This is a genomic window from Paenibacillus sp. GM2 (genome assembly GCF_900069005.2).
In the GTDB taxonomy this organism is placed as follows: Bacteria; Bacillota; Bacilli; order Paenibacillales; family Paenibacillaceae; genus Fontibacillus.
Genome location: NZ_LN831278.1, coordinates 340,298 through 354,678, shown reverse-complemented (window position 1 = coordinate 354,678; position 14,381 = coordinate 340,298). Strand labels below are relative to the sequence as shown.

Here is a 14,381-nt window from a genome sequence, read left to right as displayed (position 1 = left end):
GGAGTCGGCTAGCTATGATGAGGGAGAAGCGCTTGCGAGCGATTTGGGATTCATTAATGTATTGGATCGGACGCCGTTCTCTGCAGAGCCGCCTGATCGCTGCCTATATTTTTATCATTTTAGGGCCCTGTTTGCTGGTGTCCTTCTATTCTTATAAAGCAATCAACAATATGTATTTGCGCGATGCTCAGGACAAGAGCATGTCCCTGCTGGAAATGGAGCAATTGCATATTGATACGCAAATTGAATCCATGGTTCGGGCAGCACAGGTCGCTTATGACGATCCGGATGTGAAGGATTACCTCGCTAATACCAACGCTCCGGATACCGATGAACTTGTAAACTTTAACAACTACAGCTTCAAGAATTTGACTCGTATTCAGTACTATAATCCCAATGTGGCACATCTTCGCCTGTTCTCCAGCAGCGATATTGTGGAAATATGGCCGATCTTCTTCCGCGAATACCGTGTAGCCGATGAACCATGGTATAAGAAGGCTGTGCAAATGAAGGGCACGGAGTCCTGGTCTTTCCAATACAAGGATCCGGATCTGATGGAACGGTACATAGGGCAAACGCCCGCGCTTACGCCGAAAGTGTCGCTGCTTCGTGAATTGAGTATCCCTGCAGGGCATCATGTCGGCATGGTCCAAGTTGATATGCTGCTGGAGAACTTCAGTCCAAGGACTTACTCCGTCATGCAGGATAGTAAATCGCAGATGCTGCTTGTGGACAGCGAAGCACAGACGTTCACACGGGAGAAGGATTCTTTTCTGAAAGCTAACCCGGAAATGGAAAGCATGATTAAGGAGCGCCTTCAGCGATATCAGGACACGGGAGAATGGGATGTTCGTTATAAAGAGAACGGTAAACAGTTTCTGCTATTGCACCAGCGAATTGAACGAATTAATGCCAATCTGATTAATATCGTATCTATGGAGGGTGTGATCCAGGATATATCCCGTACCCGCAATCTCCTCATCGGAGCCAATATCGTTTTTATTACGCTGGTCACCCTGATCGCTTATATTCTGAATGCCTTTATCCTGAAAAACCTTCGCCTATTAACGGAGGAGATGAAAAAGGTACGGCGTGGAGAAGCTTACAGCGGAATCTCTATTCGCGGCGGTGGCGAGGTCGGAGAGCTCGCACATCATTTCTCCAAGCTGATGAATACGATTAATACATTGGTCGCTCAAGCGGTATACAAGCAAGCGCTAACGAAGGAAGCGGAGCTGCGCTCGCTTCATAATCAGATTGACGCCCACTTTTTATTTAATACTTTGGAAAACATAAAAATGCTAGCCGAAATTGAGAATCAACGAACGATTTCGGATTCGTTAACCTCCCTTGGGGGGATGATGCGATATAACTTCAAATGGTCTGGAGAATACGCAAAGCTGCGCGATGAAATCCGACATATTGAGAATTACACGAAAGTGATGAACATCCGGTTTGACGAACCGATTCTTCTCAAGCTCAATATTCCTGAAGAAGCTCTGGAGATGGAGATGCTCAAGATGTCCCTGCAGCCGATTGTTGAAAACGCCGTAAAACATGCCTGGATCGGAGAAGAGTCCGATAAACAGATTTCGATTCAAGTGCATGATTGGCAGAATCACGATGTGCAAATTATAGTCACGGACAATGGCATTGGAATGCACGCAGAGGATTTATCCGTCTTAAATCAGGAATTGCAGTCTATAGGGATGAATGATAAACTTTTCCGAAGTTCCGGACCAGAGGCAAATCGTAATGGAATTGGCCTGCGAAATGTTCAGGAGCGTATCCGGTTATATTACGGTAACGAATACGGTCTTAGGGTATTCAGCGAGTATGGTCAATTTACAACGGTTGTCATGTCCTTGCCGAAGGTACTGTTAACAGGGAGGGTAGGCACGAATGACAAATTTGATGATCGTCGATGATGAGAAAAATATCCGCTTGGGCCTGAAAACAATGATTGAACGCGAATTTCCGGACCAGTTTGCATTGTTTACGGCTACTCAGGGCGCGGAGGCGCTCGAGCTATATCGGGAACATGGCGCGGAGATTATTATTACGGATATCCGGATGCCGGTTATGGATGGAATCACTTTAATTGAGAAATTATCGGCAGAACCTCTGCCAGCGAGTCAAAATGAGCGGCCGCTAATCATTATTTTAAGCGGGTACGAGGATTTTGAATATGCTAAAGCAGCGATCAGGTATCAGGCAATCGATTACCTGCTCAAGCCGATTCACAGGGATGAGTTATTTACTGCGCTGCGCCAATGTAAGGACCAACTGGCAAGACGCTCCCTCATTGCCGAGCAGATGGCTATTACTGAGGGTTATCGGCTGCAGGTTCAATTGGTACGCTTGCAGGATTTGTTGATGCAGCGCGATTTGTCGAAGGATGAGATCCGGTTGTGGAGCAAAGAGATCGACTTTGAGCAGTATTCCCTGCCCTTCTCGGTCGCTGTCTTAACCTATAAATACGAAGATGGCAGCCGGATCAAGAAGGAAGGGTTGAAGGCCCTTGCCGAGGATCTGTTTGGAAGCGTAGAAGGCCAGCTAAACGCCTCTCTACTGGATCGTGAAGGAAGAGTGGTGCTCATAGGTGGAACGCAGCAGAAATTTGCCGACATGTCGCTTTTGGCCAGCAGTAAAGGGCTTAATGGCTTATTAATCGGCGTTAGCGAAGAAGGAAATCGATTGGAGGATCTCGCCAAATGCTACTGCCAAGCAAGCGAGTCCCTGAATTATTCCTTTATCTATCCCAAGACTCGTCTGATCTGGTACGCTGAGCTTCCAAAGGAACGACTGTTTTACGCTATACCCATGGAGGATATTCGCAAACTGGGCAACATTCTCGGTACAGGCCGAGAGAAAGAGATCAGCCCCCTCTTGCATCAAATTTTCCGGATCGATCAATTGGCAGGGATTGATACTCAATATCTGGAGGCGGTCAGCAAGCAAATCAATGAACAGGTCCTTGATGAGGTCTTCCGAATATACGGAGAAGCATCTGTGGAAGTGATCAAGCTGTATCGCAAGGTTGGCGACCTTTCTAATTTCGACCATTTTCACAATTATTTCAGATCGTTGGAGCAGCTTTTATCCAGCCTGGACAAATATATCAAGGAGATCCGATCGGCTCATACCGAACATGGGGATATGAAGGAAGCGGTAGCTTTTATTGAAGCAAATTATCATCGTCCGCTGAATATGGCTATGGTGAGCAATCATGTATCTCTGAATTATTCCTATTTTAGCGAAGCATTTAAAACTTTTACCGGGGAAAGCTTCGTGACTTACTTGAAGAAGGTACGCATTCGCAAGGCGAAGGAATTAATCGGAAATGGCTCGCTGAAGATAGCCGAGATCAGTGAAGCGGTTGGATTTGAAAATACGAGGCACTTCTCCCGAGTATTCAAGGAATTAGAGGGCATCTCCCCTTTTGAGTACCGAGGCAAGCTGTTTGTAGAGAGTGAGCGGTTCACCCCACAGGAAAATACGGGTAACGAAGATTAATAAGAGTGGTCTGCGGTTTCACGCTGAATGCGCGAAATCGCTTTTTTGTGTTCCTCTGGGAACTAGTACTTATCTACTACATTTACAAACTGTTCAGAACAATCGAACTACGTATGGCTCCGAATATGGTAATATCATCTTAGACAATACATAATTTCGCTGGGGAATGATCAGCTCTGCCATTGATTTCCTTTCGGTCCAGCATGTATGATGTGGAAGAGAGGTGCTCCCAACCGAACATCGTCCGAAAGAGTCAATTTCAAGACCATCCTGATTATTTAACCAATGCGATTCATACTATGAAATTGGTTCTTCATACATATTTCATTACGGTCTGTTAGGGGGTATTAGTATGGACCAAGCGTCAGAATATACGCATATTGAGTCAATTATCAATTCCTCGGCCCTGCTGCGATCCATCGATATGATGGGTGTTGGGATAGCTATTACGGACCCTAGGCTTAAGGACAATCCCTTAGTATATGTCAACCAGGGATTTGAGAAGATTACTGGATACAAACGCGAAGAAGTACTTATGCGCAACTCCCGCTTTCTGCAGGGGGATGAGACAGACAAGCGTCATCTGGGAGTGATCCGACAAGCGATCAAGGAAGGCCGGGCGGATACGGTAACGATTAAGAACTACCGCAAGGACGGATCCACGTTCTGGAATCAGTTTATTATAAGCCCGATTTTGAATCCCGATGGAGAATTAATCTATTTTATCGGCTTGCAGTTCGATGTAACGGAGGAAATCGAAGATCGCAATGCCTCCAAACAGAGAATTCGTCAGCTTACATATTTTGACTCTGTCACCGATCTGCTGACGATGAGCCGGTTCAGTACGGTGATGAAAGCCAGCCTGGAGCAGACCAAGGCTGAGCAGAAGACAGCGGCCGTGCTTAGAGTAAACCTGAATCGCTTTCGTTACATAAATGAGAGCTATGGAGAGCGTGCCGGCAATGAACTGCTCAAGGGAGTCGGGGATCGCATGCGCGCTACCTTTCCGGAAGGAACACCGATATGCCGCAGCTTCGCCGATGAGTTCATCATCCTGTTATCCTGCCTGTCTGATCCGTTGCAAATACATAAAATGGCCTGCGAGCTATGCGAGGCGCTTAGACATTCCTATCTCGTCAATGGGGAGAAAATTCATGTCGGATTCGGCATGGGGATCAGCCTCTTCCCGGATGACGGAACCGATGTAACCCAGCTGTTGAAGCATGCGGAGTTAGCGATGAAGGAAGCGAAGCTGGCTTCGGTACAGGAACCGCATTACTTTGATTATTACTTGATGGATAAGCTGCTGGAGAGAGTTAAAATCGAGAAAAAATTACCGGAAGCCTTGGAGAACGGTGAATTTGAGTTATATTACCAGCCCAAAGTCGATTCATCCAGCCTGGTTTTGACCGGCTATGAAGCTCTTATTCGTTGGAATGACTCTGATCACGGGCGAATCCTGCCCTCTGCCTTCATCCCTGTGGCAGAAGACACCGGGTTTATTGTACAGCTTGGAGAATGGGTACTGCGTGAAGCCTGTCGAACGAACAAAGCCTGGCAGGAAGCCGGCTATCCGAAGTTGCCGATCTCTGTTAATGTCTCGGCGATTCAATTTCGGCATCCCAGATTTGTACATATCGTAGAGGCCGCGCTGGAGCAGACCGGATTAGACCCGCAGTACCTCGAGCTGGAAGTTACCGAGTCGATTCTGAATGATCCGGTAATTATCAAGAATAAGCTGGACTACCTGAAGGAACGGGGGATATCACTATCCATCGACGACTTCGGTACAGGTTATTCCTCGATCTATTACTTAAAAGAACTGCCCCTCCAGGTGCTTAAGATCGATCGAACCTTCATCACGCAAACTCCAGAGGATCCGAGAGATACGGCTCTGCTCCTATCCATAATTCAGCTTGGCAAATCGCTGGGTTTAACGGTGCTCGCTGAAGGGGTCGAGACGGAAGAACAGCTCAAGTTTCTCCAGGCTCATGGCTGTGATCAAATACAGGGTTACTATTATAGTCCGCCATTAAGCAAGGAAAAGTTAGAAGCCTTGCTATATAAAGAAACGTTGTCTCTAAAATAACGCCGCGCTGCACGAAGCGTGGCTTAATTGAAAGCAAAGAGAGCTGAGGGTATCCCCTTCAGCTCTCTCTTAATTTATCAGACGGCTTCACTAGCAATATTATTGCGGGTTCTCATTGCTCATCCAGCTGTCTACTTGCAGCGTCTCATAGTAATCCTCGCGTTCAGACAATTGATGAAGCTTCTCCTCGGCCTCGGCCCGGGATGCAAAGCCGCCGATCGCCAGCACGAACTTACCGCTCTTCGTCTTGATGACCGAACTTCCATCCTGAGCATACTGCTCATCCAGCATACCAAGCGATTCACCCTGCTCCATCTCCTGGCTGCGAACATAGAATACTTCGTGAGGCTCTGCCTGCTTGGCAGCACCAAATAGCTTCAATTGAATATAACCAGGCTCCTTGTACTCGGACACAGAGTAATCGATATGATCCTTAAGCTCAACGACGAAGCGGATTGCAGAGTCATCGAGAACCACATTGGTATATACGTCCTTCACATTGGAGAGAGAACGAATATCCTGCTCCAATCTCTGCAAGTCCAGGTCACGCACGCCGTTGAAGTTAAAGATTAACCGATTCGGCGCCTCCTTGTAGTCCACCGTATATGCCGGTACGCTTGCGGTTTGCTCTCCATCGACGGTGAAGTGGATATCCAGCGCATTCTCTTGAACGGAGGTGCTTACCTTGGCCCCATCCGTACGCTCTCCTCCGCCTCCAACCTGCAGAACCTTGACGATCGATCCTACAACGGGCACATCGGATAAGGCCATAGCTACACCGGGTACATTAACGGCGATCATCAACGCAGCGCATGCTGCAACAAGCGTGGATGTTCCACGAATCATTCTTCGGTTTCTTTGGTGAGCCCGCCCGCGCTGTGTCGCCTTTTCTATAACGTCAGAGAGCTGGGATGGAATTTCTATATTTTCATAGCGTTCTTTTCCAGTCATAGCGCATCTACCTCTTCCTTGATTAATTGTCTCTTCAGCTTATCCAGGATCCGATAGAGTCTCGTCTTCACCGTGCTCTCCGGCATCGACAAAACCTCGGCCATATCCTTGAACCGCTGATCTTCAAAATATTTCAAAATAATAAAGGCCTTATCCTCCGGCTTAAGACGATCCAGCGCCTCATAAAGATCCCATCTGTCCTCCAATGGAACCGGGTCCTCCTTGGCGGAGAATTCCACTACGCTGTCTTCCATATAAGTATATTTCTTGTGCCGTCTCATATGGTCCATAGCGCAGTTAATGACAATTCGACTGATCCAGGTCTCAAAATACTGCGAATTATCCAATCTTCTGTACGCGAGATAAGCCTTATAGGTCGCCTCTGAGACGATCTCCAGCGCCTCCTGCTCATTCTTCACATAACAGTAGGCAAAGCGATACAGCTTCTCCTTGCACGCTCCGACCCGTTCGCTGAACTGTTGCTCCGTCATTTGTGCTGTTTCTTTATTCAGTTGGTTCACCCCCAGTTGGTTCGCAAATCCTTTGCTTGTTACAAGCTTGGCTTGCTAATGTGCTCGTTAGACTATGAAGGCACAGAAAAAGTTTCAAAATTTCTTTCATTTTTTTCTGTACGCGCTGAAAAGATACAAAAAAGGCCCCCCATAGAATTGATATTCGTTCTCCGGGAGGCTCCAGTTCTTATAAGGATAGGCCTTAATGTCCTTGCTGCGTCTTCTCATATTGTTTCTTTGCTTTATAAGCGAAAATCACATATACCAGAATAAATATCGGTAGAATCACCCAACTAAAGCCGCGGAGAAGGGCGAATGGTGTCTCGAATAGAAATGCTCTCCAGAAATGCGCCCCGCTCAGCTCCCAAAGTCCCGGCGTATAGTAGAGAAGCTTAGGCTTAACAAAAGCAGTGATGTTAATCGCACCCGTGGATATTAACACTGCTAGCAAAGGAATGAAGCAGCCAGCCAGTGACAGCCACATTTCCGAAAGCCGTTTGTAGCGCGCCGCTTTGGAGTCCACATCCGAGAATATATCTTCGTCTCCTTGGTCCATCACTTGCTTGAAATATTGAGCTCCCGAGCTCTTCGTCCCAGCGATATGCTTCCAGCCACTGTCCTCAAATAACATCCGATAATCCTCGAAATCTTGTCTATTCTTAAAGGTGCGATAATCAATCCGGTAGTTGGCATCCTCGGGGGATCCTAGCACGAATTCATAGCTATAGGCTTTATTCACGAGCTGATATCCTGAATGAGCCATCTCGTTCAGCCACTTCTCTTCACGGTCAAAATCGGTAAAAAACTTATATTTCTTCATATTGCTCCCCCCTTTCCCTATCCATAATCATCCCTGTCATCTCAATCATATGACGCATGCGGGCATAATCCTGAAGCAGAATATCGCGGCCTAGTTCGGTAATAACATAGACCTTGCGGCGGCTATCCTCGCTGCGTACGGGTTGGATCAGCTTCTGCTTCAGCAGATTGTCCACCGCCCCATATAATGTTCCGGCTGCCATATGTACCTGACCGGCGCTCAGCTCATCCACCTTCTGAATAATTAAATATCCATGGGCCGGCTCAAGCAAAGCCAGCAGTATATAATAAACCGTCTCTGTCAGCGGTAAATTTTTATCCCGTCTCATATTTTGTTGCCCTCCTTATTCAGTATCGCTATATATCGTATAACTGTATAGTTACACTATATACAGTTTGACTGTATAATGCAAGAAATAAAATTAGCTTTTCTAACAATGACTGTGTTCACACTAAAAAGAGGGCTATCCCGTGTAGTCTTGACGACCCACCGTGACAGCCCTGCTGCTTCCCGATTTACTTCCCTTGCCTCTGCACCTTCTGCAATGCACTCCATGAGGCCCGAACAATTCCCTGCTCTTCAATCACCTGCTGGACTTCCGGGTCCCGGAACAGCTCATAATCCCATTGCCGCTTCTCCCACTCGTGGTGGACCGCCTTAAGCTCCTCGCTCGCAATTGCCGGGTGAATCAGAATTTCCGATACCCCGGGCTGCAAATTCCGCAGCACTTCAATCATGCTCTGTTTATAGCTATCATATGTCTCCCCCGGTAATTTCCCGAAGGGCAGACCAATCAAATGGTCCAGAATTACGACGCCCATCCGATCGGCCAGAGCCGTAACCTGATTTGCCACTTCTATCGCCTCGGAAGGCACTTTCTCCATATTCGGAAGCGCTCTTGGCATGCGGAAGGGAAGCCCGTACCAGGCGCAAATTTCAAAGACAACATCCAGGAATTGCTTGCCGGTCGCCAATCCATACAGGCTGCCCATATGATTATCAAGATGCGTCGGATGGACGCCCATCGCCAGCGCAGCTTCAATTTGATTGACGATTTCCAGGCGTACCTGCTCCGGTTCTGCCTGCTCTTCAAACGTTTTGCAGTCCGTCGGAAAGTACCCTTCCTTCGTGACCAGGGATCTTACATCGCCATTTCTTGTCACAGGCCCCCATTTATAACCACTCCATTCGCTGGTAAAGGTCAAGTGCACCCCGACATCATACTCACTATGATTTGCGCTCCAGACCGCAGCCTCCTTCGCCCATCCACAGGGCATCATAATCGTCGATGAAGAGATGACCTCCTCCTGGAACAGCCGCTGAACTGCCAGATTCTCCGAATGACACATCCCGTAATCATCCGCATTTACAATTAACAACTTTGCATCATCTTCGTACCCCAAGCTGTGATTCAAACTCATCCTGCATTCTCCTCCCGCCCATAACCTCATCATTCCAAAATTATAAATTATAGCGCTTACAAAATAAGAATCACTCTTTCGGGTGATTCACCCGAGAGTGCCTACTGCGTATCTCTGACCATCCCTGCAAACAGGGCTACTCTATACATATGAAATAACCTTTTCCCAATTTCCTCAATTCGGATGATTTCGCTTATTCCTCAAATGATTTGTTGTACCTACCTCAACCACTGATCAAAAAACTTCTCATACCCTTGCTTCATCACTGTAGAGGAAAATTTACCAAAAGCGTACTCTCGATTATGTACGGAAGTCTGCAATGGCAGAGCCGTCGCCATATTAACCAGCTCAAACCAGTTCTGCTCGTTGCCGGCAAAGGCATGCCGCGAGCTAATGTGATCATAGCAAGGGTGCTCAGGTTTGACCACCATCTTTCCCATCGCCAGCGCCTCGGTTAACGGCATCGCAAACGTATCAAATCGGGAACAGCTCCAATACACCTTGGCCGAATTCATCAGTTCGAATACTTCCGCCTGGGTCAGAGCAAATTTAAGCTTCACATTGTGTGGAATATCGTATTTCTTCATACTTTCCTTGTAGCGCATCCCGCCGAATACCATATAAACCTCTTTATCCGGATTCTGTCTGGCATATTCCAGCACAAGATCGGGGCGACGATTCTCTTCATCCCGGCCGATCCATAATACGCGATTAGCAACGACAGCGTTCGGGTCGTAATACCGATGGGCTAATTCCTCACTAAAGCCGATGGGAATCACATCCACATCGCTAACGCCAAATACCGTATCCAGCTGGCGCTTCAGAAAGTCTGTCTGTACAACCGCCTTGTCAACGATGCTATAGAAGGGCTTCATCATCTCATATCCAGTTAGGGCTGGATCAGGGAAGCTATGCGGAAACAGCACACTATTCTTCAGGAACATCTTCAGGAAGGTGAACCCGGATACCGTATAGATCACATGCTCGATGCGCTCTGCGTAAATCTGATCGAGCACAATATCGTAATTGACCAGATCGCCCTTCTCATGCTCATAGCCCGGAATCCAATCATGGCCGCTGACATGCCGCTCAGGAGAAATAAAGACGATCTCGACTCCCAGCTGTTGGGCGATATTTCGCAGCCTTTCGGCGAATACCCTGGGTCCCTGCGCCTCCGCAAATTGAATTTTGCGCATCACTAAACCGACTTTCTTCATGAATCCATGTCCACCTTATCCTAAATTTTGCTGCTATAGCCTGTCTCTTTATTGTACAACTACTTGATTGCCGTATGCCAGTCTATGCCGTTTATACATAGAATCAGCTTTGGAATAACTGAATCTGTGTTATGTACAACAAGAAGGGACTCCTTCTTATGGCCCATGAAGCACCATTGAGGAGTCCCCTTTGTGAAGAAATTATTTTAGCCTATCTCTTAAGGTTGAGGGTTAGGCTCTTGAGTTGGAGCAGTAGGAGTGGCTACGTCTATTTGAAACGATGAGGATAAAGCTGCCTTTTTAGCATTTTTACCATCCGGTTTCGAAAGAACATAGAGCCTGTAAGAACCAGGTGTCGTCACATTAATCTTAATAGCTCCACCTGTAAATTCTTTAGGAACTGTCGTAGACGGATTAACCGAGTTAAGGTTGTTTAGATTAAAATCCGTTATATTGCTCGGCACTGCATATATCTCGTAACTATCGATATACGCCTTCTTATCCGGCGTTTTAACTGTGACTGTGATTCCATCAACGGTCGTGGAAGCATCTGTAATCGTAGCTGAATCTACAGCAACATCATCCGGATTTGGCAAGAGGGATACCGCGTTAGATTTTGCTGACAATGCTGTGACTCCTGTCTTCGCTACAGTTAGTACTTTAGCAACATAAGAAGTTCCGATTTCAATAGTATTTCCAGAGGCATCTTTTGGAGTCATCAAGGTTTGCACAACATCATTATTATTGGGTTTAATTATGGAGTACCAAGTTTCATTTTTAATGCTTTCGGCACTCTGTTGATTGAAAGTATCAGCCCAACCCTCTGGAATTAGAAACACTCTATACTCTTGTACTACAGTTAGATCATCCTTAACTTTCTTAAAACTGACCTCAATATCACTATAGCTGTTTTTATTTCCTTTAACATCCAGCTTTAGCTGTCCTACTGTATCAACTTTTGCATTATTAACCAATTTAGTAATATCGGAAGGAGCGGACAAGTTATACATCCCCTTAGAGCTTCCCGTACCTATTGATAATACGTACACCCGATATTCTTTATCATTTGCAATTGGATTTCCGTCCGTATCCCTATCGCCATTTCTCAAGTTCAGACTATACTGACCTTTAGTTACATCAATATAATAAGAAGCTTTAGTGGCGGCATTCACATCAAAGCCGTTCGCTTTTGACGCAGGAACAACCAGAATCCGATAATTACCAATATTCGATTCGTCGGAAGCCTTCGTGAATGTTACCTGCAAATCCCGGCCATCTCCATAATCACCAACATCGCTTGCTCTGACATTGCTCACCGCTTGAACCGCTTTATTCTTAGCAAGCGCAATTACGGATGAAGCTGAGGACAATACGTTAGCATTGGAGGAATTTCCGTTTGCAACAGTCAATACATAGATGCGGTAGTTAGTTCCTTCAGTAACATAATTACCGCGCACATCCCTGGCCCCATCAAGGGTCCTTGTTACCGTTCTATTCCCGCCTCTGCCCTCAATGGTGTAATAAGAACTGCTATTGGCTTGCGACAGGCTGAAGCTACTGTAATAAGAAGTAGGTACAACCAGAATTCGATATTGATTGATATTCGATTCATCGGAAGGCTTCGTGAAAGATACCTGCAGATCTCTGCCATCCCCATAATCATTCACATCAGCGACAGTCAGGTTAGATACAGCTTGCACATTGTAATTCTTGCCAAGTGTAATCGTGGACGATGGCGAGGACAGCGCATTGCTGCCGGAATAATTGCCATAACCTACGGAGAGAACATAAATACGGTAGCTGACGCCTTCCCTGATGTAATTGCCGCGCACATCGCGGGCAGATGATGAGAGCGCCTGCCCATAAGTGTAATTCCCCGTCTTGTTCACCTGCGTATAATAAGAGCTGGATACGTTATTCGCATCCGACAGACTGAAGCTGCTGTAATTCGCAGTTGGGACAACCATGATCCGATAGTGACTAATATTGGACTCATCGGATGCCTTGTTGAATGAAACGTAGAGATCACGACCGTCTCCATAATCATTCACATCACTGGCGTAAAGATTCGATACTGTACCTACATTGTTGCTGTACAGGGTAATTGCATTGGAAGCGGACGATAACACGTTATTCCCTGAGTTCTTAGCTACAGCCATAACAAATACGCGATAGCTGACTCCATTTTGAATGTTATACCCATCTGTATCCCGGGCTCCGGATGAGAGAATCTGGGTAATATTGTACCCCGTCTTGTTCACTTGCGTGTAATAGGAGCTGGACAGGCTATTCGCCTTCGTTAATGTGAAGTTGGAATAGTTGTTGGCTCTTACAACAAAGATGCGGTAGGCGCTAATATTCGACTCATCCGATACTTTGTTGAAGCCCACCCGGAGGTCGCGTCCGTCCCCATAGTCATTAACATCATCCACTTGAGTAACAACTGGCGTCGACACGGTATTCGGATTAAGTGTTACCGATGATGAAGCTGAAGACAGCTTATTAACGGCGGAATTGCTGTTGCTCACAGACAGCACGAACGCGGTGTAAGGAACGCCGTTCTTAATGTAATCGCCGGAGGTATCACGTGCCGAGGAAGACAGCGTGCCTGTCATCGTGCTGCCGTTGCTCCCCGATTTATATACTGTCGTATAATAGCTGCTGGATAAATTATTTGCCGTAGTAAGACTGAAATTGTTAGCATCTTTAGTCTTGACGATAAACACACGGTAATTGGAAATATTGCTGTCATTTTGCGGACGAGTGAAGCTAACCGAGACATCGCGTCCATCGCCGAAATCGCTAATATCGCTTATCTTCACATTGGTTACTTCCGCAACCGAAGACATATTCACTAGAGTAATCTTCGGGGAAGGATTTGATAACACGCTGGCATAGGAACCTTTTCCAACCGCAAGCACATAAACCACATAAGGCTGGTCATTTCTAATGTAGTCTCCGTCTACATCGCGTGAACTCTGTGACAAAGCCACCGCACGATCCGAATTTGCAGTCGACACCGTCGTATAATTCGAAGCGGAGACATTCAGAGCAGACGCCAGATTGAAGCTTTTTGAAGCCTTCACAACCAGGACGCGGTAATGATCAACCAGTGACTCCGTAGACGATTTGGAGAAGCTAATCTCCAGGTCACGGCCATCTCCCTGATTACCCACATCCCGTACAGATACATAGCTTACTGGAGAAATACTGTTATTGCTCGGAGTGTCAGACTTAATAGATACGATCTGATCCTTGGAGTTCCAGCCTACATCCTGACCAAGCGCTTCACTAACGAAGCGGACCGGCACCATCGTTCTGCCTCTCAATGTCTGCGCTGGCACGTCAAGCGTAACAGTCTGATCATTAATGGTAGCTACCTTCGATTTAATCTTGAGGACGATCGTTGTATCTCCTTTAATCCCTGTAACGGTTTGACTCTTTTGATTCCAATACACTCTTGCATCCAATGCCTCAAAAATTGCTCTAAGCGGCAGCATCACACGTCCTTGAACCATTACCGGTGGTACATCGGTCTTCAATTGAACCCCATCCACATAAATCGTAATGGCCTTGGCCGCTTGTGCGGTCGCTGGCTGCAGCAATAACGGTACAACAAGTATTGCTGCAAGCAGCATAGTCCATATCTTCTTCAAAAATTCCACCCTCCCTCATGCCCTTCAGTTCATCCGGCATGATAATTATCATCGTCTAATTTAACGCAGCAACAGGCATAAAAGTTTCTTCTTTTTCCCTTGTAAAGAAAATTTAACCGAGCAGGTACAACCTTGAAACTATTCGGCCTGATTTGGCGCGCTAATTATGTCTTTTTGCAATTAAAATAATAAATGAAAC

The 14,381-nt window shown here is 46.5% G+C and carries 10 protein-coding genes; 3 read left to right on the top strand and 7 right to left on the bottom strand.

Annotation, left to right across the window (positions count from 1 at the left end; translation table 11 throughout):
* Positions 1 to 14 precede the first annotated feature (14 nt).
* The 3 genes from BN1360_RS08285 (at position 15) to BN1360_RS08275 (ending at position 5,605) form a co-directional block, all read left to right on the top strand.
* Positions 15 to 1,928 carry a cache domain-containing sensor histidine kinase gene (locus BN1360_RS08285; protein ID WP_068779399.1) on the top strand — a complete coding sequence of 638 codons (1,914 nt, stop codon included), beginning with the start codon at positions 15 to 17 and terminating at the stop codon, positions 1,926 to 1,928.
* Positions 1,903 to 3,516, top strand: coding sequence for a response regulator (locus BN1360_RS08280; RefSeq protein ID WP_068779398.1), 1,614 nt, complete (start codon positions 1,903 to 1,905; stop codon positions 3,514 to 3,516). The genes BN1360_RS08285 and BN1360_RS08280 overlap by 26 nt, the downstream gene beginning before the upstream one ends.
* 352 nt (positions 3,517 to 3,868) lie before the next feature.
* Positions 3,869 to 5,605 carry a putative bifunctional diguanylate cyclase/phosphodiesterase gene (locus tag BN1360_RS08275; protein WP_068779397.1) on the top strand — a complete coding sequence of 579 codons (1,737 nt, stop codon included), beginning with the start codon at positions 3,869 to 3,871 and terminating at the stop codon, positions 5,603 to 5,605.
* 99 nt (positions 5,606 to 5,704) lie between these two features.
* Here the strand turns inward: BN1360_RS08275 and BN1360_RS08270 are convergent, their stop codons facing one another.
* From BN1360_RS08270 to BN1360_RS08240, 7 genes are all read right to left on the bottom strand, one after another.
* A complete protein-coding gene (locus BN1360_RS08270; protein WP_068779396.1) occupies positions 5,705 to 6,556 on the bottom strand; it encodes a DUF4179 domain-containing protein in 852 nt (283 codons plus the stop codon).
* A complete protein-coding gene (locus tag BN1360_RS08265; protein WP_068779395.1) occupies positions 6,553 to 7,077 on the bottom strand; it encodes a sigma-70 family RNA polymerase sigma factor in 525 nt (174 codons plus the stop codon). Before BN1360_RS08265 ends, BN1360_RS08270 begins: the two co-directional genes overlap by 4 nt.
* Positions 7,078 to 7,270: 193 nt before the next feature.
* Positions 7,271 to 7,888, bottom strand: a complete 618-nt coding sequence (locus BN1360_RS08260) for a DUF2812 domain-containing protein (RefSeq protein ID WP_068779394.1) — start codon at positions 7,886 to 7,888, stop codon at positions 7,271 to 7,273.
* Positions 7,875 to 8,216 (bottom strand): PadR family transcriptional regulator, encoded by a 342-nt coding sequence (locus BN1360_RS08255; protein ID WP_068779393.1) that lies wholly within the window; start codon positions 8,214 to 8,216, stop codon positions 7,875 to 7,877. The genes BN1360_RS08260 and BN1360_RS08255 overlap by 14 nt, the downstream gene beginning before the upstream one ends.
* A 187-nt stretch (positions 8,217 to 8,403) precedes the next feature.
* On the bottom strand, positions 8,404 to 9,309 hold the full coding sequence (locus BN1360_RS08250) for a polysaccharide deacetylase family protein (RefSeq protein ID WP_068779392.1): 906 nt from the start codon (positions 9,307 to 9,309) through the stop codon (positions 8,404 to 8,406).
* A 218-nt stretch (positions 9,310 to 9,527) separates the two neighbouring features.
* Positions 9,528 to 10,526: a glycosyltransferase gene (locus BN1360_RS08245; RefSeq protein WP_068779391.1), complete on the bottom strand. Its 999-nt coding sequence runs from the start codon at positions 10,524 to 10,526 to the stop codon at positions 9,528 to 9,530.
* Between the two features lie 218 nt (positions 10,527 to 10,744).
* Complete coding sequence (locus BN1360_RS08240; RefSeq protein WP_082789979.1) at positions 10,745 to 14,182, bottom strand: copper amine oxidase N-terminal domain-containing protein; 3,438 nt, start codon at positions 14,180 to 14,182, stop codon at positions 10,745 to 10,747.
* Between the last annotated feature and the right edge of the window lie 199 nt (positions 14,183 to 14,381).